This is a genomic window from Archangium violaceum Cb vi76, assembly GCF_000733295.1.
GTDB lineage: Bacteria > Myxococcota > Myxococcia > Myxococcales > Myxococcaceae > Archangium > Archangium violaceum.
Genome location: NZ_JPMI01000209.1, coordinates 44,746 through 66,963, shown reverse-complemented (window position 1 = coordinate 66,963; position 22,218 = coordinate 44,746). Strand labels below are relative to the sequence as shown.

Sequence of the window (22,218 nt, the reverse complement as noted above, 5' to 3'; positions counted from 1 at the left end):
GGATGTAACTGGTTCCTCCGCTCGCGTATGACCACACATCGAACTCGTACAGACCCTTCGGGAGCTGCTCGGTGAGGCAGACGTTCGCGAATGGCAGGTGATTATTGTGGGTCCAAGCGGAGGTGTTCCCGGTATATTGCCAGGCGTCGCATCCCACTGCGCCACCGTTCATGCGCACCGAGTACACGCCTTTCCCATAGGCATAGCCCAGACCAACCCGGAAATTGTCAGAAACGGTGAGCTTGATACGCGACGTATCGCTGGTCTTGTAGATCCAGACCCGGCGCGACACGGGGACCCATAGGTTGGTGATTTCTCCGGAGTCATAGCTGGGCCGTGCGTTGCTCGCCCACTTTGTCGGGAAGAAATTGGCCGCGCTGCACACGAACTGGGTCGTCGTGACCTCGGAATCGCTCAGCGTCCCGTCGGCATTGGAGTCGAAACCCGTCTTCACGGCCGTACCGCCGTACGCGCAGTTGGCGCCCGCGGGCTCGGTATCGAGCCGCACGAGAGCCTCGCCCCGGTTCGGATAGTCCGTGAGCCCGTTGCACACGAACGTGGTGTTCGTCACCTCGGTGGCACCAAGCGTTCCGTCACCATTCGCATCGAAGCCGCTCTTCACGGCCCTGCCGCCCTGGCCGCAGTTCGCACCGGCGGATGCGGCGTCGAGCTTGACGAGCGCCTCGGTACCGCTCGCGCCCGTCGCGCCGGTACAGACGTACTGCGTCGTCGTCACCTCGTTGCTCTCGAGCTGACCGTTGACGTTCATGTCGATGCCTCCGAGGACCGCCGTTCCACCCTGGGGGCAGTTCGGACCGGCGGCCTCGGACGCCATCTTCATCAGGTACGCATTGCCCTTCTTCTCGCCGTCCCCATCGCAGAGGTACTGCGTGTGGGTGACCTCGGAGTCCCCCTGCACGCCATCAGCGTTCGTGTCGACCCCGGACAGAACGGCGGTACCACCGGACGCACACCGCACGCCCGCGGCCTCGGGCATCAGCTTCACGAGGGACATACCGCCGGACTGGGTGCCGCTCCCGTTGCACACGTATGAGGTCTGCTCCACCTCATCGTCGCTCAGCGCGCCGTCCTCGTTGTCATCGAGGCCCGTCTGAAGCGCGGTGCCACCCTGGGGGCAGCGGGCTCCCGGTGCCTCTGGAATCAATCGGACGGCCGCGTTCTTGCCGTTGCTGTTGGGGGTGCCGCTCTGCCCGTCCGCACCCGGAACATCCGAGGGCGACGAACACGCGGTCACCGCGAAGACGAAACCGGCCATGACAGACGGGCGCCAACTCCACTTCTGGGACATTCAACCTCTCCTGGATTGCAGAAGCGTGGGACACGCCGCATCGCGGTCCGTTCACGCATCAGTGCGCAGTAGAGAACTTTGTTTCTCCTATCACCGTCAAGACACCACACTTGCACCAGCGAAGCGCCAGGAATCAAGGCCGATCACCAGTCAGACACCGACCAGGAAATGCATAGCACCTGCAATGATTCACAAGCCGTCTTCGTGGAAATGCGGAGGTTATGCAGAAGGCAGGCTTCGTCCCCTGCCCTCCAGGCGCCCTCGACCCAACAGACCGTCCGGAGAGCAGGCAGGCTCAAGTCCTCCCATTTTACGTTTTGTTGTTTTGAGGACAAAGTTTGTGACATCCATGCTCGCCAGCCCCATCCCCGTCCCGTGCCCAGAGCCTGTCCTCTTCTCGCCCACGCTGGCTCAACTGCTGACCAGTTATCCGAGGACTCCCGAGGCGGAGCAGCGGCTGGGCGAGCTGCTTTCGCTGCTGACGTCAGCCCCACCCCGGGCGCCGCTCGCGGCCCGCCTGACGTGGCTGGAGGAGCTGGTCCGCTGGCTCCAGGCCCCTGGCGCCACACCGTCGCGTCGCGGGCGGCTGGCGCCAGTGGAGTCCCAGGGGTCGGCGCGCCTGAGGCTGCTGGTGGAGGTACTCAGCGAGGTGCCCGCGTGGTGCGAGGTTTTGCGTGATGTCCTCGAGTCGGTGCTCGCGGAGACGTCCGCGCTGACGTTGTTCACCGAGCCGGGCCTGTCCGCCGGGCGCGGCCTCCTGGGAGATGCCTTGGCGCGGCTCGGGCAGCAACTGGTCCCTCCCGCGCCGGACGAGCGGGACCTCTCTCAATGGGTGTGGCGCCTGTTCCCCGGCAAGGAAGGCCAGACCTGGCTGGACGAGCTGTCCGAGGAGCTGGTGGTGGCCTTCTGTGCCCTGCTGCGTGCGCCCTCCTTCGCCCCGTTGACGGAGGCGGTGGAGGACGCGGTGCTCGTGCTCGCCGCGCGCGTGAGTACCCTCGGTCTGGCGAGTGACGTGCTGGCACGGCTGCCTCCGGGTCCGGTCGAGCACTCTCCGTTCGTCCGCCTGCCCCGCGCGTGCGAGGCGCTGCGGTTGGAGGTGCGGGCGGGCGCGCAGGGCTCCACGGTGGAGCGGCGACGGGAGGTCTGCGCCGAGGCCATCGCCGATTGCCGTGCCGCCGCGCAGCGCGTGCTGCGCCACATGGATGTCCACGCGGTGGGGACGGATCTCGTCTACCGCCTCGAGCAGCTCGGCCACACCCTGGATCGGCTGGAGTCGCTGTTGTGGCTGCTCGCCCCGGATCGCGCCCGCGCAATACCCGGCGCCGCCCTCCGGCTGCTGTCATCTCTCGTGGATGCGCACGCGAGGGAGCGCAGCGTGGCGGCGCTCTTCCGCAGCAGCGTGCGGTGCGTCTCGCGGCGCATCTTCGAACACACCGGTGAGGTGGGCCGCCACTACATCGCCACCACCCAGGACGAGTACCACCGGATGGTGAGCGCGGCGGCGGGCGGAGGGCTGCTCACCGCTGGCACCGCGGCACTCAAGCTGGCCATCACCTTCGCGGCGCTGCCCCTCTTCTTCGAGGGACTCGCGGCCGCCACCAACTACGCGCTCGGCTTCCTGCTCATCCAGCTGCTCGGCTTCACCCTGGCCACCAAGCAGCCCTCCATGACGGCCGCGGCCCTGGCGGCCTCGATGGACGTGAAGGCCGGCGACAAGGGAATGCACAGCCTGGTGAAACAGCTGGCCTGCATCACCCGCTCGCAACTGGCCTCGGTCTTCGGCAACCTCGGCGCGGTGGTGGCCACCGTCACCTTCGTGGGACTCGTCTTCCAGGCGCTCCGGGGCCAGCCGCTGCTGGAGGCGAGCGAGGCGGAGTACGTGGTGCGCTCGCTCCACCCGCTGAAGAGCGGCACCCTGCTCTTCGCCGCCCTCACCGGCGTGCTGCTGTGGTGCTCGAGCGTCTTCGGCGGCTGGCTGGAGAACTGGGTGCACTACCAGCGCCTGCCGGAGGCGCTCGCGCGCCACCCCGGCCTGCGCTGTCTGCTCGGCGAGGCCCGGGCGAAGAAGCTGGGCGAGGCCCTCGCGCGTCATGCGTGCGGCCTGGGCGCCAATGTCAGCCTGGGCCTGCTGCTGGGCATGACGCCCGCGGTGTGCCGCTTCTTCGGCCTGTCCATGGACGTGCGGCACGTCACCCTCAGTGCTGGCACCCTCGCCTTCGCCGGCACGGCGCTCGGGCCCGAGCGGCTGTTGGAGCCAGCGTTCCTCTGGGCCGTGGTGGGCCTGCTCTGCGTGGGGGTACTCAACCTGGCCGTGAGCTTCTCGCTGGGTCTCTCCGCGGCGGTACGAGCCCGGGGCCTGGAGCCGGTGGGCTTCCTCCGCCTGGCGTGCGCGGTGCTCGCGGGCGGATTCCGCTCCCTGGCTGATTTCGTCCTTCCCCCGTTACCCTGCTGCCGGCTCCCCCACCCTCGTCGCGCTATAGCGTGCGATCGGCGGCACGCCCGCGCACTTCCACCCGTGGCGGAGATGGCCTCCACGCCATTCCCCTCGCCACCAGTAGAACCCCTCCCAGTACTCATCATCAGAACGGCTGAAACACCGCGTCGCCACGAGGGTTTCGGCCGTCCCATCCCTGGACTTTCCGTGTCGGTCCCGCCCGGTACACTGCGTCTCCGTCGCATCTCCCTCCCGAGCGCCACATGACCGCCGCCCAGACCGCCAAGACCCTCCTCACCCGTCTTCACGAGACCCACCCGGGTGCCCGCTACGAGCTCAACTGGAACACCCCCTTCGAGCTGCTCGTCGCCACCATCCTGGCCGCGCAGTGCACGGATGAGCGCGTCAACCGCGTGACCGCGACCCTCTTCACGAAGTACCCCGGCCCCAAGGCCTTCGCCGAGGCCGACACCGCCGCGCTCGAGGAGGACCTCAAGCCCACCGGCTTCTTCAAGCAGAAGACGAAGTCCGTGCAGGCCATGAGCCGCGAGCTGCTCGCGAGCTTCGGCGGTCATGTGCCCAAGACGATCGACGAGCTCATCACCCTGCCCGGCGTGGCCCGCAAGACGGCCAATGTCGTGCTCAACACCGCCTTCAACCTCCCCTCGGGCGTCATCGTCGACACCCACGTGGCCCGCGTCAGCCAGCGCATGGGTCTCTCCAAGAAGGAGAAGCCCGAGGAGATCGAGAAGGACTTGATGAAGCTCATCCCCCAGGACCAGTGGACCTTCTTCGGGCCCGCGACCGTGCTGCACGGCCGCTACACCTGCACGGCTCGCAAGCCCAAGTGCGAGGCCTGCCCCATGAACGACGTCTGCCCGAAGATCGGCGTGGAGGAGAAGTAGAGCCCTCCCCCGCCCCGTCCGGTGTTCACCTGGCGGCGCGAGCCACCCGGGCGAAGTGGTGGGCGAGCCGCTCGAGCAACTCCCGGTTCTCGGCCTCGGCCGAGCGGAGCTTGGGGAGCTGAGAGCGCAGCTCGTCGAGGTCCTTCTCGTACAGCTCGACCAGCTCCTCGGCGCCCTGGGTGAACCAGCGGTCGAGCTCGTCCGCGGTGAGCTCCAGATGGAACTGGAAGCCATACGAATCGCCGAGCCGGAAGGCCTGCTGGGTGTAGCGATCCGTGGAGGCCAGGAGCGTGGCGCCGGGCACGGCCTTGAAGGTGTCCTGGTGCCAGTGGGCTACAGTGGTGCGCGGGCGCACGCCGGCGAGCACGGGATCGGCCAGGCCCTCCTTCGTCCAGCGCACGGGCGTCGCGCCCACCTCGAGGCCGTTCTTCCCGACGAAGACCTCGGAGCCGGCCGCGGCCGCCAGGAGCTGCGCGCCCAGGCACAGGCCCAGCACCGGGAGCCCCAGCGCGAGCCGCTCGATCACCAGCGCCAGCTCCTCGCCGAGGAAGGGATGGCGATCCGCCTCGTAGACGCCCATGGGACCGCCGAGCACCACCACCAGCTCCGCGTTCAGGTCCTCGCGCTTGACGCCGCGGAAGCGCTTCACCAGCGTGAAGCCCGCCGCCTCCAGCGCGGGACCCAGCAACCCCGGCCCCTCGTGCTCCTCGTGCTGCATCACCACCGCGCGCATGGCGCCTCCTGGATGGAGTCCGCGCACCGTAACGACAAAGGCCCCACCCGGGAAGCCCGGATGAGGCCTTCATCACCACGAAGCGGAAGCTCCGAGCCGTTACGGGCAGGGAGAGGTGCAGACCAGCTGCCCGGTGATCGGGTGCTTGTAGCAGTACGGCGCGCAGGTATCGGCCTGCACGGGCGCGGAAGCGAGGCCCAGGCCCAGGGCGATAGCGGCGACGGCGACGAAGAGAACGCGCTTCATGTGGTGCTCCTTGGGGGGGGTTGAAGTGAAGCGCGATGAGGATAAGGGATCGGCTCGGGCTTTCATAGCTTTTCCTGCTTTCACGGATAGTTCTCGTTTTGACATACGGAGGGTCCGGGGGAGGGGTCGCGCCATGCGCCGCACCGCCTCGGCGAGCTCGGACTCTCCTGGAGTACCGGCGGCCCTGAGGCCGATGGCGAGGCGCGGACCCGAATAAATCTCCTCACTGAGGAAGGATAAAAACCCACACGAAGGGCTTGCCTCGGGAATATCCGCCGAATATCCATCTCGCTCATGGGAAGGATATCCGGAGCCCGCAACCGCAATCATGAGGAGACGCGCTCGCGGCTCCTGGCCAGCGTGGCGCAGCAGATGCTCATGTCGGGCGGCTCGCACCCGACGCATGCGAGTGCTCGCGGAGGGCGCCGGGGTGGACGCCGGGACGCTGAGGCACTACTTCGGCGATCGCCAGGGCGTGGTGCAGGCCGCCTTCGAGTACCTGTTGAAGTTCGGACAGGAGCGCCAGGCCTGGGCGAAGACCCTGGCGGATCTGCCGGCGAGGGAGGCCTTCTCGCAACTGCTGGGACAGGTCGCCGCCGCGTGGTCCGGGGCCCTGGGCGGCATGCACGCCACGGGCTTCGCCGAGGGCATGGCCGACTCGGAGCTCGGGCAGATCTACGTCTCGTCGATCCTCGAGCCCACGCTGAGCTCGGTCGAGGAGCTGCTGATTGTCTTCCACACGCGAGGAGAGCTGTCCGTGCCCAATGCGCGGGTGGCCGCGCTCGCGCTGATGTCTCCGGTGCTGCTGGCGCTCTTCCACCAGCACCAATTGCAGGGCCGCCGGTGCCGTCCGCTCGTCATGGAGCACTTCATCGAGCAGCACCTGGATGGCTTCTTGAAGGGCTACACGAAGAGCTAGTTCCACACCGCATTCCAACAGGGGAGTTGTCCATGCTTTCACCGCGTTTATCGACGGTGCTGGTCGTGCTTTGCCTCGTGACGGGTTGTCAGTGCGGCGGAGGGGGGGAAGTCCCCACCGTGCCGGAGAAGGTGGTGGGCCACTGCGTCTATATGAACCGGTTCAGCAGCCTCGAGGAGTGCCGGGACTATGTCGGTGAGTGGACCGACGAGGCCGCGGTGGAGGACTGCAAGGACCAGGGCTCGACGGCGGTGCTGGGCTCGGCCTGCAACCTGGAGGAGCGGCTGGGCTACTGCTTCCTGGGAGGCGAGGACGACAGGTGGACGCGCATCAGCTTCCCCGGTGTGGACGCGCAGAAGTGCGGCTCCATGCAGCGCGGGTGCGAGCTGTTCGGCGGAGGCGTGTTCGATCCGGCGCCCGTGTGCGGTGGGCAGGTGCAGGACAGCGGTGGGGGCACGGGGCTGCCCACGTTCCAGCAGCCGGTGCTCAACTGTGTCGACCCCAAGCCGGGCGAGCCCCCCGGGATGTCGCCGGGCGGGAAGGTCTGCACGTGGGAGATGATCTCCGGAGCCACCGAGCTGGGCCGTAGCTTCATGGACTACGCGAGCTGCGATCGCGTGCGCACGCAGCGCCCGTACTATCCGGTGCCGCCGGCGGAGAACGCGGAGCGGGAGGATGCGCGCATGGGGGATGCGGCGTACGTCGCGGAGGCCAACTGGGTGAGGTCGCAGATCGAGTCGACGGCCTGTGTCTGCTGCCACTCGACGCGTGCGCCCAAGGGTCCGTCGAACTGGTACGTCGAGTCGCCGGGCAACTTCCTCAACTCCTTCAACCCGAGGGGCCTGGCCATGGGCGCCGGGTGGATCAACACGGTGGGCTTCGGCACCTACCCGCGTGAGCAGAACAACGGCTTCTCGCGAGCGGGGCCCGAGAACCCCCACGACTCCATCTTCGTCACGACGGATCCGGTGCGGATGATGAGCTTCTTCGAGTCCGAGCTCTTCCACCGGGGCTACAAGCGCGAGGACTTCGCCGGCCAGACGTATGGGGCGGGACCGCTGGATGAGCAGCGTTTCTACCGGCCCACGCTCTGCGAGAACGGCGAGGGGGTCGCCGCGGATGGGACGCTGTCCTGGAGGGGTGGCAAGGCGCGTTACGTGTACGTGCTCGAGGCGGACGCCACGTCTCCGACGGTGCCGCCGAACCTGGATCTGCCCACGGGCACGCTCTGGCGCATCGACGTGCCGACGGATGGGACACCCGTGTCGAGCGGAACGGTGCGGTACGGAGTGGTCCCCACGGGCCTGTCGCAGCGCTTCCCGGCGTCCGGCCGGCCCGACTCGCTGGTGAGTGGCAGGACGTACTACCTCTATGTGCTGGCGGACCTGATCGTGCCCATCACCCGCTGTCTGTTCACCCTGCCGTAGTCCTCCACGAATTCTGCACGAACATTCCTCGGGGGGTGCACGGGGCATCCATTCCCATTGCACCCCCCTGCCCCACTCTGGGTCCATGAGCCCAGACACCCTTCCTCCCCCGCCTCCGCCCACGCCACCGCGCCCGCCGGCGAGCTCGCCGGTCCGGCGGGCGCTCGGGTGGCTCGTCCGCCACCACGTCTTCGGCAGCCTCCTCATCGTCGTCTTCGCCACCGCGGTCATCGCCGGCCAGGTGGCGGACCGGACGGACTTCGCCAGCTCGGAGCTGGCCCGGGACGTGGAGGAGCGCTGGGGCGCCCCCGTCGTCCAGCCAGCGCCCTCGCTGCGCTACGTGCAGAGCGGCACCATCTTCACCGAGCTCAAGCCCCTGCCCTTCGACAAGCAGCACGTGCAGGTGCAGTCCCGGATGAACTACCGCAAGCGCGGCCTGCGCTACTTCTCCGGCTTCGACTTCACGCTCTCGGCCGACTACGCCGTCGTCAATCGCGAGGGCCACGACATCGACGTGGCCTTCATCTTCCCCATCGAGGTGGACAAGTCCCAGGTGCTCCTCTCGGAGCTGCAGTTCCTCGTCAACGGCGCCGAGTCGGATCTGGATCTCGGCGAGTCCGGCAACCGGCTCGTCTGGACGGGCCGCATCTCCCAGGGCGCGACCAACACCTTCGCCATCCGCTACCGCGCCCGGGGGCTCGACTCCTTCATCTACAAGCTGGATCCCGCCCTGCCAGCCCGTGACGTGCGGCTGCACATGGCCGTCGAGGGAGGCGAGAACTTCGACTATCCACCCCAGGTGCTCTCGGCCACCCAGGTGGAGGCCGGGCGCGGCACGGTGGCACTCGATTGGGCCTTCCAGTCGCTCGAGTCGGGCGTGAACCTCGGCGTCATCCTCCCCTCGGTGGAGGCGTATGATCTCGTCATCTCCACCATGGCGGGCCGCGCCTGGGTGCCCTTCCTCGCCCTGCTGGCCCTGCTGGCCGCCTTCGGCATCCGCCACCGCCGGCCGCTCGCCTTCTACGAGTCGTACCTGCTGGCTTCCGCGTACGGCTTCTTCTTCGTGCTGCTGGCCTACCTCGCGGCCTTCATGAACTTCTACGTGGCCTATGGGGTGGCCACCCTCGGCCTCGGCGCGGCGGTGGTCGTCTACGTGAAGCGCCTCTACCCCCAGGAGCGGACCGCCCACCTGGCGGGCGTCTGGGGAGCCACGCTCGTGGTGCCCACCACCGCCGTCATCCTCCAGGGCTACACCGGCCTCATCTACACGTTGGAGATCCTCGCGGCGCTGCTCGGCCTGATGGCCCTCTCCACCCGCGCCAGTGTGCGGGCCCTGCTCTCGGATCTCCCCCCCGGCGGTGAGCCGCCGCACGCCCCCATCGCCCAGGAAGCCAGGTGAACCATGTGGACTTCTTCTCTCGTACTCGGATTGCTGCTGACCGCTTCGGCGAGCTCCCCCTTCACCCCGGCGGTCTCGGGCTCCGCGACCGTTCCCCTCGAGGAGCTGCTCCCGCTGTATGCGAAGCGCCCGGAGCAGGCGCCGCCCGCTCCGCCCACGGACGCGTTGGTGGTGAAGAGCCAGCTCAAGGGACGCCTCACCGCGGACGCCCTGCTGGTGGACGCCCACTTCGAGGTGGAGGTGCTCGCCAGCGAGCGCTGGACACAGGTGCGGCTGCTGCGGCTCGACGCGGACACGTACCTGACGTCGCTCCCCACGCTGGAGAACGCCACGGTGGGCGCGCTGGAGGACCAGCTCACCCTGGTGACGCGCGAGCCCGGCCGCTACAGCTTCGACGTCAGCCTCGCGTTGCGGCCCTCGAGCAGCGCTCCCGAGCGCCAGGTGCAGCTGCGCTTCGGCCCCCACGTCACCCCGGTGCCGCTGCGGCTGGAGGCGGATGCCACGGCCTTCACCGTGACCGAGCCTCCCGCCTCCGGAGGTGAGGACTCCGAGGTGTACCCGCGGCAGGGCGTGCTGCGGATCGGCTGGCGCACGGCCGTGGCGCCGAAGGTGGCCCGCCAGGTGGTGCGGCCGCCGCTGGAGCCGAGCATCCCCGAGGCCCACGCCTCCTGGGTGTCCACGTTGGAGGGCAAGGCATCGGTGCGCGTGCGCTACGCGCTGCGGTTGGATCGCGAGCAGGAGCTCGAGCTGGAGCTCCCCGAGGGCCACCGCCTCGAGCGGGTACTGCTCGATTCAGTGCCGCTGGTGCCCGCCGGGAAGGACGGCAAGCTGACACTGAAGGTGGCCCCGGCGCGGTTCGGGGAGACGGAGGCCTCGCTGGAGGTGGTGCTGGCGAGGGACCTGGGCGTCTTCCACCTGTCCGGCAGGCTGAAGCTGGCGCTGCCCCGGGTGTCCTGGCCGGTGGCCACGGTCCAGGCGCGGGCCCACTTCCCGGCCGTCTTCAACTACCGGCGCGAGGGCGGCAGCATGGAGCAGTACGAGGAGACGGAAGCGGGCGGCGGACTGGAGACGCAGACGCCACTGCCCGGCAAGGTGATCCACTTCCGCCAGTACCTGGTGGCGGCCTCCGCACCCACGCTGGAGCTGGGCTACTCGGTGGACATCTCCCAGAGCTACTTCCGGTGAGCTGCCGGCCCGCGAGCCTCCCGGGCGCGCGATTCACCAACTGGTCCAACAGTCGGACCAGTTGCTCGACCTCGCGCCCGGAGGGCTCCCTCCTGACGCTCAGCGCCGCGAGAAACGCACGAGGAGTCCGTCACGCGGGAGCGGGATCGGGAAGGGAATGAGGCTCAGGTCCTGCCCGGGAACGAGCTCCCACTGATAGCCGCGCAGCAGCAGTGCGGCGACCACGGCCATCTCCACCATGGCGAAGTGCTGCCCGACGCACACCCGCGGGCCACCGCCGAAGGGAATGTAGGCCCCCTGTGACTTCTGCTCGTTGCGCTCGGAGCCCATGCGATCCGGATCGAACCGCTCGGGGGACGTCCACGGGGCGCCCCGGTGCGTGCCGCGGATGCTCAGGGATATCTGCCATCCCTTGGGGATGCGATAGCCCCCGTAGGCCACGTCCTGCGTCGTCACCCGGAAGGCTCCCGCGACAGGGGGGATGACACGCATCACCTCCTGGATGACCTGGTGCAGGTAGGGCATGGCCCGGAGCGACTCCAGCGTCAGCGGCCCCTTCTCCGCCAGCTGCTGCTCCTGGCGGCACCGCTCCAGCACCTCCGGGTGGCGGGCCAGCATCATCATCAGGTTGGAGGTGGCCGTCACCGTGGTGTCATGGCCCGCGAAGAGCAGGAGCTCGAGCTCGTCGAGGACGGTGTCTCGAGGCAGCGGCTGGCCCTGCTCATCCCGGGCGGACAGGAGTGAGCCGAGGGTGTCGGGGGGCTGCTCGGCCAGCTTCTCGCGCTCGGCCACGAGCGGGGTGAGGTACTCGCGCATCTCCTTCTCGGCGGCGACTCCCCTGCCAAAGGTGGTGAAGGGGATGTCCACCGGCACGGCGGAGAAGAGGCCCGCCACCCATCGCTTGAACAGGCGGCTCATGTAGGCCGCGTCCACCCGGCTCTCGCCCACCAGGAGGACGATGGCCACCTCGAACACGAGCGCGCGCACGGCGTCCACGGCCTTGAACGGCTGCTTCGCCGAGAGCCACTGCTCGAGGTGCTGATGGACGAGAGCCTCGATGCGCGGCACGAAGTGGCGCATGGAGGCGTAGGTGAAGTGGGGGGCGAGCAGGCGGCGGCGCTCCAGGTGGGCGCTGCCATTGATCATCGCGACGGACTGCTTGCCCAGCAGCTTCCGGGCGCTCAGGTGCCAGCGATTGCGCAGGTACTTGTTCTCGCCGGCGAAGATCCACCGGTTGGCCTCGGGACCGACCAGGAAGACGATGGGCTCGCCCAGCACGTGGGAGCGGAAGACATCCCCATGGAGCCGGCGGCGCTCCTCGAGGAACTTCCCGCTGTCGCGGATGAAGGCGAGCGTCTCGCCCAGCAGCGGGAGACCCGAGCTGCCGGGCGGTAGCGGCAGTCGGGAGACATCCACTGAGGAGCCAGGCGGGTTCTCGGGAGAGGCCGGTATTTCCATGGTCTGGTCGTATGCCATGGGCGCCGCGCCGTGTTAAAGTCCCGACGCTTCCGGAGCCCTGACATCCACCCACACTCTCCCAGGGGAGAGGCGGCTCCACAGGGGGGTAGACATGACCGAGACGTACGATGCCCTGGTCATTGGCACCGGCTTTGGGGGTGCGGTGGCGGCCTGCCGGCTGGCGCAGGCGGGCCTGTCGGTGCGTGTACTGGAGCGTGGCCGACGCTATCCCAAGGGTGGCTTCCCGCGTGACTGGGACAATCCGCTCAACGGCTGGCTGTGGAGGCACAACCAGGGCCTGCTCGACGTGAAGCTGCTGTCGGGCATGAGCGTGGTGCAGTCGGCCGGCTATGGCGGTGGCTCGCTCATCTACGCCAACGTGCACCTGCGCCCGCCCGAGGAGACCTTCGCCAACGGCTGGCCCGCGGGCTACGGCCGGGCGATGTTGGATCCGTACTACGATCTGGTCGCGTACATGCTGGACGTGCAGCCCATCACCACGTCCGCGCGGGGGCTGCCCACCAAGACGAAGCGCATGCGCGAGGTGGCGCAGAAGCTCGGGCGCGAGGCGCAGTTCTTCCACCCGGACCTGGCCGTGCGCTTCACCCCCGCCGGCGAGTCCATGCCCAACAAGTTCGGCGTGGCGCAGGAGGGCTGCAACTACTGCGGCGAGTGCGACATCGGCTGCAACGTCCGGGCGAAGAACACGCTGGATCTCAACTACCTGGCCGTCGCCGAGCAGCGCGGTGCACAGGTGACCACCCAGGCCGAGGCCATCGACATCGAGCCGCTCTCGCCGGGATACCGCGTCACCTACAAGGACCACTCCGCGGACGGGGTGGAGCGCACGGTGGACGCGCGGCGCGTCTTCCTGTGCGCGGGCGCGGTGAACACCACGGAGCTGCTGCTGCGCTGCCGGGACGACTCGGGCACGTTGCACGAGCTCAGTGACACGCTGGGCTACCGCTACTCGGCCAATGGGGATCTGCTCGCCTTCGCCTTCGACACACGCGAGCCGTGGGATCCGGCGGTGGGGCCCACCATCACCACCAGCATCGTGGTGGACGAGGGCCAGGGGCCGAACAAGCAGTGGTTCCTCTTCCAGGAGGGTGGACACCCGGTGCAGGTCGCGGGGGCCCTCCAGATGCTCAACCCGGCGCAGGGCCTCGCGCGGATCCCCACGGACCTGATGCAACGGGAGCTGGTGAAGGTGTTCCGCCAGCGCGCGAAGGAGATGTCGTCCATCGACGGCGAGCGTGGGCGCTTCCAGTCGGTGTTCCTGGCCATGGGCCGGGACAAGTCGAACGGGAAGCTGGAGCTGGTGCCCCTCACGCGCGAGCTGCAGGCGAAGTGGGACGTGCCCTCCAACCTGCCGCTGTACCGCACGCAGGAGCAGCTCTGTCAGGACATCGCGAAGGCCCTCGGGGCGCGGATGGCCTACAACCCGCTGTGGGAGCGGCTCCACGTCCCCGTGTCCGTGCACAACCTGGGCGGCTGCGTCATGGCCGAGGACGAGGCCTACGGCGTCACGGACCCGAACGGTGAGGTGCACGGCTACCCCGGGCTGTACGTGCTGGACGGCGCCGCCCTGCCCTCCAGCACCGGCGTCAACCCCGCGTCCACCATCGCCGCCGTGGCCGAGCGCAACGTGGAGAAGGCCATCCGCGTCATCCTCGACCACCCGGACTGGAAGGCGCCGGAGCGGGCCCTCGCCACGCCCCGCGAGGATCTGATCGGCAAGGTGACCATCCCGGTGGGCGGCACGGTGGCTTCCACCAGCCCGGTGGTGGGCATGCGCTTCACCGAGCGGATGAGGGGCTTCCATTCACCGGGCCACACGCCCGCCGGGGACTACACGGGCGCGGAGAAGGCGGGACAGAGCGCCCACCGCGTGGCGGAGTTCACCGTCACCATCACCCTGGCCAACCTGGATCGCTTCCTGGCCGAGCCGGCCCACGGTGGCATCGCCCAGGGCGTCGTCCACGTCTCCGGCCTCACCCCGCCCGAGGGCGCCAGGGTGGAGAATGGTGTCTTCAACCTCTTCGTGGACACCGACAGCTTCTACGAGCGGCGGATGATCTACCTGCTGCCCTTCATCGGCCAGGACGGCCAGCCCTACCTGCTCGACGGGTACAAGGTCGTGAAGGACCAGGGCGACTTCGACGTGTGGGGGGCGACCGCTACGCTCTACACGGTGATCCGCCAGGGCAAGGACAAGGACGGGCCGGCGGTGTCCAGCGGCATCATCCGCCTCGACAAGAAGGACTTCGCCGAGCAACTCACCACCTTCGAGGTGCTCGGAACCACCTCGACGCAGGCGAAGGCGGAGGCGTACTGGCGCTTCGGCTCGATGTTCCTGGGCACGCTGTGGGACGTCTTCGTCCGCCCACGACTGGAAGATTAGGAGAGACACATGGCTGCGATGGCGAACCGGTATGACGTGGTGGTGGTGGGCTCCGGCTTTGGAGGCTCCATCTCCGCCTTGAGGCTGGCGCAGGCCGGCAAGTCGGTGGCGGTGCTCGAGCGCGGCCGGCGCTACAGCCCCGGGCAGTTCCCCCGGGACGTGACGCGCACGAACGAGCTGCTCTGGCGCCACGCCTCCCGCGAGAAGGCCCAGGGCCTCTATGATCTGCGTTTCCTCTCCGGCATTGGCACGGCGGCGGCCAGTGGCGTGGGCGGCGGGTCGCTCATCTACGCCAACATCCACGTGCGGCCGGACCCCGTCGTCTTCGAGGATCCACGCTGGCCCAGGAGCTATACCCGCGCCTCGCTGGAGCCCTACTACGACAAGGTGGCCAGCGAGCTGAAGCTGGCGCCGGTGCCCGAGTCCATCTCCCTGCGCAAGCGCAACGTGCTGCGGAGCGCGGCCCAGCGCATGGGCCGGGAGGTGTTCGATCCGCCCGAGGCCGTGGCATGGACGGAGTCGCCCGGTCCCGGCCGCAAGGCGTGTCAGCTCTGCGCGGAGTGCGAGTTCGGCTGCCAGTTCGGCTCCAAGCAGACGATGGATCAGACGTACCTGGCCCGGGCCGAGGCGCTCGGGGCCACGGTGTGGCCGCGCATGCAGGTGTCCCACGTGGAGCCCGCACCGGGCGGCGGCTACCGGGTGCACTTCCAGGACCTGGTCTCCGGGCAGAAGCGCTTCGTGGAGGGGGCCCGCGTGGTGCTGTCCGCCGGGACGCTGGGCACGGTGGAGATCCTCCTGCGCAGCCGCGACAAGGCGCGCACCCTGCCCAGGCTGAGCGCGCGGTTGGGCCATGGCTACTCGGGCAACGGTGACTTCCTGGCCTCGGTGTTCAACAGCCGCGAGGACCTGGAGCCCTGGGTGGGGCCGGACGTCTCCACGGTGATGCGTTTCTTCGACGCCGAGCCCTCCTTCACCATGGCGGCCCCCACCTTCAACAAGCCCGTCATGGAGGTGCTTGCGGGCCTCGGGCAGCCGAACATCATCCCGCTCCTCCAGGGCCTGGGCGCGCCGCTGTGGCCGCTGCTGGGGCCGGCGCTCGACCTGGCCTTCGCCAAGGGGCTGCTCAGCAAGCCGGCCCGCAACGCGGCGGATCCGGCGCGCATGACGAACCTCTTCGGCATCGGCCGGGACAACGCCAACGGGCGCATGGTCATGAAGGGCAACCGGCTGGACATCGAGTGGGACTACGCCGGGGAGAACAAGGCGCTCGTCGATCGGATGGAGAAGTCCATGCGGGAGTTGGCCGCCCAGTACGGCGGCACCTACGCGCCGCTCGTCACCTGGCAGCTCTTCAAGAAGCCCCTCACGGTGCACTCGCTGGGCGGGGCGCACCTGGCCGAGTCCCCCGAGCGCGGCGTGGTGTCCACCGAGGGCGAGGTGTTCCAGTACCCCGGCCTCTACGTGGCGGACGGCTCGGTCATTCCCAGCTCCATCGGCTTCCACCCGGTGATGACCATCAGCGCGGTGTCCGAGCGCATCGCCGAGGCCGCGGCGCGCGGCTTCTGACAACCCGGGCGGCCCGAGACAGGGCCGTCCCCGTGAACGAGGAGAGGGCCATGAGGCTCATGGACACGCTACCGGCCGCCGAGCGGCACGAGGTGCAAGCGGGAGACGGCGTCCCGCTGCGGCTCACCCGCTACCAGGGCGGCACGAAGGGCCCGGTGTTGCTGGTGCACGGGGCCGGGGTGTGGAGCGGCATGTTCAAGCTGCCCACCATCTCGGAGAACTTCGTGCAGTACCTGGCGCGCCATGGCTACGACACGTGGCTGCTGGACTGGCGCGCCAGCACGCAACTGCCGCTGCGCCAGTTCTCCCTGGACGAGGCGGCCGAGCACGACATGCCCGCCGCCGTGCGCAAGGTGCGCGAGGTGACGAAGGCGGACAGCGTGCAGGCGGTGGTGCACTGCGCCGGCTCGGTGACGTTCTTCATGTCGCTGGCGGCGGGGTACCTGCCGGACGTGCGCAACGTGGTGGCCTCGCAGGTGGCGCTGCACCACCGCGTGCCGCGCTCCACGTTGCTCAAGTCCCGGATGCGGCTGCCGGACATCCTGGACGTGGCGGTGAACTACATGTCCCCGGACGAGGGCACCCAGAACCCGAGGCTCCAGGCGGCCTTCGGCAAGATGGTGGACCTGGTGTACCGGGAGTGCGACAGCACGGTGTGCCACCGGCTCTCCTTCCTGTACGGGCGCCTGTACCGGCACGCACGGCTGAACACCCAGACGCACGAGCGGCTGCACGAGCAATTCGGCCGCTGCAACATGCAGACGTTCCGCCACCTGGCGCAGATGGCCCGGGCGGGACACGCGGTGCGCTACGACTACGGCAAGGAGGAGAACCTCCGGCGCTATGGCACCGTGAAGCCGCCCGACTACCTGGATCCCAAGCACCTCGAGCTCCCCATCACCTTCGTGGTGGGCGAGCACAACCAGACGTACCTGCCCACCGCCTCGGAGCTGACGTACGAGTGGCTGCGGGAGGCCCACGGGGCCGCGCTCTACGAGCGCAAGATGCTCCCGGGGTACGGGCACCTGGACACGTTCATGGGAAGCACCGCCTCGCGCGACACCTACCCGGTGATCCTCCAGGCGCTGGACGCCCGGGCCTGACTCAACCGGTGAGGGTGATGCGGCGTCGGCCCAGCACTCCGCCGTCCATCTCCACCACGTCCCCGGCCTTCAGGATGCGGGGGTTGGTGGCGTGGGTGCGCAGCGCGGCGGACAGCCTCGCGGTGGGGCCCGGCAGCAGCGCCGCCAGCTTGCGTTTCCACGCGGGCACCGTGAAGGCCACGCCCGAGGGCGTCCCGGTGAGCACGGCGTCGCCCTTCTCCAACAGCCCCGAGGGCACCGCGCGCGCGGCCAGCCGCAGCAGCTCGCGCGGCGAGGCGATGAGCTCCATCGTCCGGCCCCGCTGCCGTACCTCCCCATTCACCGTGAGGGTGAGCGTCACGTCCAGGCACGCCTCCGCCTGGGGCGCTTCCGGCACCCACAGGACGGGCCCGGGCACGAAGAAGCCCGGGAAGCTCTTGGCGGCGCCCCAGAAGGCCATCCGGTCCGGCCGGCCCTCGCCGAGCACCTGCACCGTGCGCGCCGTCACGTCATTGGCGAGGAAGTAGCCCACCGGCGGCGCGAAGTCCGGGCGCTCCAGCGCGTCCGCGCGCACGTCCTCCAGCAGCACCAGGCCCAGCTCCACCTCGTAGTCCAGCAGGGGCGGCAGCTCCGGGAAGCGCGAGGCCACCCGCGAGGACAGCTCCGCGTCCAGCCTCGCCACCGCCGCCAGCATCGCGTCGCGCGAGGGGCTCGTCACCGAGTCCCCCCGCACCAGCAACGACGCGGCGTCCTTGGCGAAGACGGCCGGGCCGCCCGCGTCGCTGCCCGTCTCGTTGATGTGGGCCGCGTAGGTGAGGCCGAGCGCATGCACCCGCTTGGGCGACAGCACCAGGGGCCGCGTGCGTCCGGCCGTACGGTCCGGGTCCAGCGCCGCCATCGAGGCCGGGACGGCGCGCGACGCCAGCGTCAGCATTACGTGCCCTCCGCCGCCTTGAGGGGCACCTCCTGGTCCGGCAGCACGGTGCCGTCCCACTCGATGTAGCGCACCCCGCCGATCCGCTCGTGCCCATGGAACTCCAGGGCACCCACGGCCGAGGTGAGCTTCCTCCCGTCCGGCTTCCAGTCCGCGTACGGGTGGGAGCGGGTGAAGAACTCCAGCTCGCAGTTGGCCACGTCGCTCTGGGCCACGTGCACGTCCCAACCCTCCGGATCCCTGTATGCGTAGCCCACCAGCGTCCGGGGATCGCACCACGCGCGCCCCTTCACGGACACGGTGGCCGAAGCCGCCTGGAAGAGCAGCTCACCGGGACGCGGCGCCTCCATCTTGGTGAACAGCAGACCGGGCACCTCATGGAAGGTGTGCTGCTCCTTCGAGGTACGCAGGTAGATGGGCGTGAGGCGCGGGCCCCGATCGCGCCGTTGACGGACCGTGAGGGCCTCCAGCCGGGCCTCCGGATCCTCGCGGAAGATCGGGCAGTACAGCCACGTCAGCTCCTCGATGCGCCGGTGGCCCCACAGGTGCTTCTGCATCCCCGGAGCTCCGCGCACCTCGAACTGCTTGCCGTCCACGGTGACGGTTCCGCTGAAGGTGAGGTCGTCCTGGGCGTGGTTGACGTGCGTGACCAGCGGCAGCATCCCCACGCCCCGCGGCGTACGCCGGACGGCCTCGCCGGACTCGGGGGTGTAGCGCAGATCCCACGCGATGGAGTGCCCGCCCGAGGCGACACTGCCATGGCACTTGCCCGGCGCCAGCTCCGCGTCCCCGATGCGGATGCCGAAGCGGCCCGGCGTCCCCGGATCGAAGGCGGAGAGGGGATGGATGGCCTTCACCGCCACCGCGGGCTCGTTGGGCGATCCACAGTCGAAGGCCGCGGCCCACAGCGTGGCCCGAGGCTCACCCGGAGCGCCCGGCGCCGGCGTGAACAGGGTGTAGCGCAACCACCAGGCGCGCTCGCCACCCGGATCGAGCACACACAGGAACCAGATCTCGAAGAACCCCGCCTGCTTCTTCCAGCGCGGCAGGTTGGCTTGCTCGCTCGTCGGCATACCGTCACCCCCCTATACGCGAACCTTCGCAGAGCCGACGTGACCCGGCAAGAAGCGCACGGGTTGCAGCACCGTCAGCGCTTCTCCTCCGGCCAGGAGATGCGGAAGGTTACGCCCTCATCATCAAAATGGCGCAGCACTGCGGTCGTCTCGAGGTCCCCCGCGCAGCGCCCCGTGCCCAGGACGATGCCGTGCTTGAAGTGGCGCAGCATGCCGCGCTCGTTCAACCACATGTCCACCTCGGTGGGCCCCACGTCGGTGATGATGACTTCCTGGTAGTTGTTGCCCGCGCGGAAGTTCTGCCGCACGCGCGCCAGCCGCTTCTTGCGGTTGAGCAGCCGGAGCACCCCGAAGAGGGCCCGGCCCAGCATCGTCTCGCTGAACCCCTCGATGTGCCGCTCGCCCAGCAGCCGCATGGCGTCCGCTTCCGGCTTGCCCGGGTGCAACGACCTCGCCGCCAGGCACAGGCACTGCTCCCACACCTCGACCGGGTAGGCCGGCAACAGCTTCTTGTCCAGGTCCAACCCCGCCTGCTTCAGCTGCTGCTTGAGGGAGGGCGTGATCTTCGGACCGATGGCCCGGACGAAAAGCCCCTCGACGGTCTGATCGAAAACGAGTCTCTCGTTCTTGAACATGGTGTTGCTTCCTTGCTGTGCCCAGACCCTTGGGTCAGGCCCCCTTGGCACGCAGGCACCCCACTTCTGGCGTCATGACCACAGCCTACCATGGGACCACCTCGGGCGGTGTGGGTCTAGCCCGAGGCAGGGCCCGTCCACAAGCGGGGAGCCGCCTCCACCACCGCGAAAGCCACCCCTCGTTGCTGTTGTAGCCCCGATGGCAACAGCTCCAGGCTGGCCCCGAAGGCCCGCAGCATCGACTGGGCGATCGTCAGGCCGAGCCCCGTGCCTCCCCGCTCGCGCGCCGTGGTGAAGAAGGCGTCGAAGACGCGGGCCCGGTTGGACTCGGAGATGCCCCCACCATCGTCGCGCACCACCACCCGTCCCCTCCCCTCCCCCGCCACGTCCGCCTCCAGCCGCACGTGCACCCCCTCGCCCCCATGCTGGGAGGCGTTGGTGATGAGCTGCCAGAGGATGTCCTCCAGCACCTCGGCGGGCAGGCCCAGGACGAGCCCCGCGGGTACCGCCCCCACCTCCACGGCCAGCCCCCGAGCCCGGCCCCGCTCCGCCAGGGCCTCCAGCAGCGGGCCCACCTCCGTCCGCGAGGGACGGGCCACCAGCGAGTCCGCCCGGGCCAGCTCCAACAACCGCTGCACCAGCCGGGTGAGCCGCCGGGCATCCGCGTCGATGTTGGCGAGGAAGCGCTCGCGCTGCTCGGGGGACATGGCGTCGGCGCTGTCGCGCAGCAGCTCCACCGCCCCCTGGATGGAGGCCAGCGGCGTCTTGAACTCGTGCGACACGTTGGCCGCGAAGGAGCGGATGTACTGGTTGCGATCCCTCAACGCCGTGGCCATGCCGGCCAGGGACTCGGAGAGCTCGGCGAGCTCCTCCACCACCGGGCGGGCCACCGGCTCGAAGCCCTCGGGCGCGCTGGCGGCGATGGCGCGCGTCTGCCGCACCAGGGCCCTCACCGGGCGGACCACCAGCGCCGCCGCGGCCAGCGACATCAACGCCACCACGCCCAGCAGCACCAGCCCGGTGGCCGTGAGGTTCCACCGGTCCGCGTAGAGGGCCTTGGCGAACGTCATGGGCGTACGGGAGAGCAGCACCGCGCCCCATACCCGCTCGCCCTCGAGCACCGGCAGCACCACCGTGACGCGCACCCCGGTGTCCCGGCTCAGGGAGGCGAGCGGTGCGTCCTCGGGATCGGCGAGCCGCTGGCGCAGGACGCTCCGGGGCTCGCCGCGGAGGGCCTGCTGGACTTCCTGACGCGCCAGCAGCGTGGTCCCCAGCCCCATGGAGCTGCTGGCCACCACCACGCCCTGGGCGTCCACCACGCGGATGCCGGCCAGCGTGGAGCGCCGCACCTGGGCGAGCAGCGGAGAGAGCTGCTCGCCCGCCTCGCGTGCGCGGGGCTCCGCGGGGATGGCGGAGACGGGGGGCTCCTCCACCGCGGGCAGTGCCTCGTCCGAGGCCCTGAGCGAGGGAAGGATGGGTCGCAGGTTCGAGTCCGCGGGCGAGGCGAAGGGCCAGGGAGAGAGCCGGGTCAGGCCATATGCCTCCGCCCCGATCTTCTCGCGCAGCAACTCGCCATACAGCGAGGAGACCACGACGCCCTGGGCGATGAGCTCGCTCTCCGTCTGACGGATGAGCTGGTTGTCGTAGACGCGGACGAACGCCAGGCCGAGCAGCGCGATGATCAGGGCCCCCAGCCCCACCGCGGCGAAGACCATCCACAGGCGCGGGCGGGCGCGCTGGCGGTCAGGGGAGCGCGAGCCGGTAGCCAAGGCCATGCACCGTCTGGATGACTTCGCCCCCGGCCGAGGCGAACTTCTGCCGGATGTGCCGCACGTGGCTGTCGATGGTGCGGTCACTCACCACCACGTCCTCGTAGACGCGCGTCATCAGCTCGTCGCGGGTGAAGGCCTTGCCGGGCGCGCGCAGGAGCGCGGCGAGCAGGTGGAACTCGGTGACGGTGAGCACCACCTCCTGGCCGTTCCAGTACGCGCGCCACAGGTCCAGGTCCATGCGCAGGGGCCCGCGCTGCAGCACCTGGGCGGGCGAGGGAGCGGGCGCGGAGGGCGTGGGGCTCGCGTTGGCACGGGCCCGCCGCAGCACGGCCTTGATGCGCGCCACCAGCTCGCGCGGGCTGAAGGGCTTGGCGAGGTAGTCATCCCCGCCCAGCTCCAATCCGAGGATCCGGTCCACCTCGTCGTCGCGCGAGGAGAGGAACACGATGGGGACCTCGTGGGTGCGGCGGACCTCGCGGCACATCTCCAGCCCATCCATCTCGGGCATCATGATGTCCAGGACGATGAGCGCGGGCACGGAGCGGCGCACCTGCTCCAGGCCGACGCGTCCATTGGAGGCCTGCTCGACGTGGAAGCCCGCCTGCGAGAGGGCGAAACCCACCACCTCGCGCAGGTGCGGATCATCATCGACCACCAGGATGGAAGGACGTTCGCTCACGGCACCCTGGAACCTATCACGGGCCGTGCCCCCCTCCATTCCCGGCAACAGTCTGATT

The 22,218-nt window shown here is 69.4% G+C and carries 18 protein-coding genes; 9 read left to right on the top strand and 9 right to left on the bottom strand.

The genetic code is table 11. The features are described 5' to 3' along the window. The coding region (locus tag Q664_RS27620) for a DUF7151 family protein (protein ID WP_043402264.1) at positions 1-1,309 on the bottom strand (1,309 nt) is incomplete at its 3' end. A gap of 349 nt (positions 1,310-1,658) precedes the next feature. On the opposite strand from Q664_RS27620, the gene Q664_RS27615 reads away from it, so the two are divergent. Both Q664_RS27615 and nth read left to right on the top strand, forming a co-directional pair. Continuing rightward, positions 1,659-4,010: a site-specific recombinase gene (locus Q664_RS27615; protein WP_052518736.1), complete on the top strand. Its 2,352-nt coding sequence runs from the start codon at positions 1,659-1,661 to the stop codon at positions 4,008-4,010. Further along, a complete protein-coding gene (gene nth / locus Q664_RS27610) occupies positions 4,007-4,648 on the top strand; it encodes an endonuclease III (protein ID WP_043402233.1) in 642 nt (213 codons plus the stop codon). The genes Q664_RS27615 and nth overlap by 4 nt, the downstream gene beginning before the upstream one ends. A gap of 25 nt (positions 4,649-4,673) precedes the next feature. Here the strand turns inward: nth and Q664_RS27605 are convergent, their stop codons facing one another. After that, the gene (locus tag Q664_RS27605; RefSeq protein WP_043402231.1) at positions 4,674-5,381 is read right to left on the bottom strand and encodes a glutamine amidotransferase-related protein; all 708 of its coding nucleotides are present in this window, start codon (positions 5,379-5,381) and stop codon (positions 4,674-4,676) included. A gap of 99 nt (positions 5,382-5,480) precedes the next feature. Next, positions 5,481-5,627 (bottom strand): hypothetical protein, encoded by a 147-nt coding sequence (locus tag Q664_RS60160; protein ID WP_158079837.1) that lies wholly within the window; start codon positions 5,625-5,627, stop codon positions 5,481-5,483. Between the two features lie 403 nt (positions 5,628-6,030). Here Q664_RS60160 and Q664_RS27600 point away from each other — a divergent pair, with 403 nt between their 5' ends. From Q664_RS27600 to Q664_RS62280, 4 genes are all read left to right on the top strand, one after another. Next, the gene (locus Q664_RS27600) at positions 6,031-6,546 is read left to right on the top strand and encodes a TetR/AcrR family transcriptional regulator (protein ID WP_152622374.1); all 516 of its coding nucleotides are present in this window, start codon (positions 6,031-6,033) and stop codon (positions 6,544-6,546) included. A gap of 32 nt (positions 6,547-6,578) precedes the next feature. Then, complete coding sequence (locus Q664_RS27595) at positions 6,579-7,973, top strand: hypothetical protein (RefSeq protein ID WP_043402224.1); 1,395 nt, start codon at positions 6,579-6,581, stop codon at positions 7,971-7,973. An 85-nt stretch (positions 7,974-8,058) separates the two neighbouring features. Then, positions 8,059-9,372 (top strand): hypothetical protein, encoded by a 1,314-nt coding sequence (locus tag Q664_RS27590; RefSeq protein ID WP_043402220.1) that lies wholly within the window; start codon positions 8,059-8,061, stop codon positions 9,370-9,372. A gap of 3 nt (positions 9,373-9,375) precedes the next feature. Beyond that, positions 9,376-10,557, top strand: coding sequence for a hypothetical protein (locus Q664_RS62280; RefSeq protein WP_043402215.1), 1,182 nt, complete (start codon positions 9,376-9,378; stop codon positions 10,555-10,557). Between the two features lie 99 nt (positions 10,558-10,656). On the opposite strand, the gene Q664_RS27580 is transcribed toward Q664_RS62280, so the two are convergent. Continuing rightward, a complete protein-coding gene (locus tag Q664_RS27580; RefSeq protein WP_043402260.1) occupies positions 10,657-11,973 on the bottom strand; it encodes a cytochrome P450 in 1,317 nt (438 codons plus the stop codon). Positions 11,974-12,127: 154 nt separating this feature from the next. On the opposite strand from Q664_RS27580, the gene Q664_RS27575 reads away from it, so the two are divergent. From Q664_RS27575 to Q664_RS27565, 3 genes are read left to right on the top strand one after another with little or no spacing between them, the layout of a single operon-like run. Continuing rightward, positions 12,128-14,419 carry a GMC oxidoreductase gene (locus tag Q664_RS27575; RefSeq protein ID WP_043402213.1) on the top strand — a complete coding sequence of 764 codons (2,292 nt, stop codon included), beginning with the start codon at positions 12,128-12,130 and terminating at the stop codon, positions 14,417-14,419. Positions 14,420-14,428: 9 nt separating this feature from the next. After that, positions 14,429-15,985 carry a GMC family oxidoreductase N-terminal domain-containing protein gene (locus tag Q664_RS27570; RefSeq protein ID WP_043402212.1) on the top strand — a complete coding sequence of 519 codons (1,557 nt, stop codon included), beginning with the start codon at positions 14,429-14,431 and terminating at the stop codon, positions 15,983-15,985. 50 nt (positions 15,986-16,035) lie between these two features. Further along, the gene (locus Q664_RS27565) at positions 16,036-17,088 is read left to right on the top strand and encodes an alpha/beta fold hydrolase (protein WP_235216897.1); all 1,053 of its coding nucleotides are present in this window, start codon (positions 16,036-16,038) and stop codon (positions 17,086-17,088) included. 1 nt (position 17,089) lies between these two features. Here the strand turns inward: Q664_RS27565 and Q664_RS27560 are convergent, their stop codons facing one another. From Q664_RS27560 to Q664_RS27540, 5 genes are all read right to left on the bottom strand, one after another. Next, the gene (locus tag Q664_RS27560) at positions 17,090-18,001 is read right to left on the bottom strand and encodes a fumarylacetoacetate hydrolase family protein (protein ID WP_043402210.1); all 912 of its coding nucleotides are present in this window, start codon (positions 17,999-18,001) and stop codon (positions 17,090-17,092) included. Further along, positions 18,001-19,074: a hypothetical protein gene (locus Q664_RS27555; protein WP_043402207.1), complete on the bottom strand. Its 1,074-nt coding sequence runs from the start codon at positions 19,072-19,074 to the stop codon at positions 18,001-18,003. Before Q664_RS27555 ends, Q664_RS27560 begins: the two co-directional genes overlap by 1 nt. Before the next feature lie 74 nt (positions 19,075-19,148). After that, positions 19,149-19,709 (bottom strand): DUF2378 family protein, encoded by a 561-nt coding sequence (locus Q664_RS27550; RefSeq protein ID WP_043402204.1) that lies wholly within the window; start codon positions 19,707-19,709, stop codon positions 19,149-19,151. Between the two features lie 116 nt (positions 19,710-19,825). Beyond that, entirely contained in the window at positions 19,826-21,484 is a 1,659-nt protein-coding gene (locus tag Q664_RS27545) for a sensor histidine kinase (protein WP_063934766.1), read from the bottom strand. Next, on the bottom strand, positions 21,453-22,160 hold the full coding sequence (locus Q664_RS27540; RefSeq protein WP_043402252.1) for a response regulator transcription factor: 708 nt from the start codon (positions 22,158-22,160) through the stop codon (positions 21,453-21,455). Before Q664_RS27540 ends, Q664_RS27545 begins: the two co-directional genes overlap by 32 nt. Positions 22,161-22,218 lie beyond the last annotated feature (58 nt).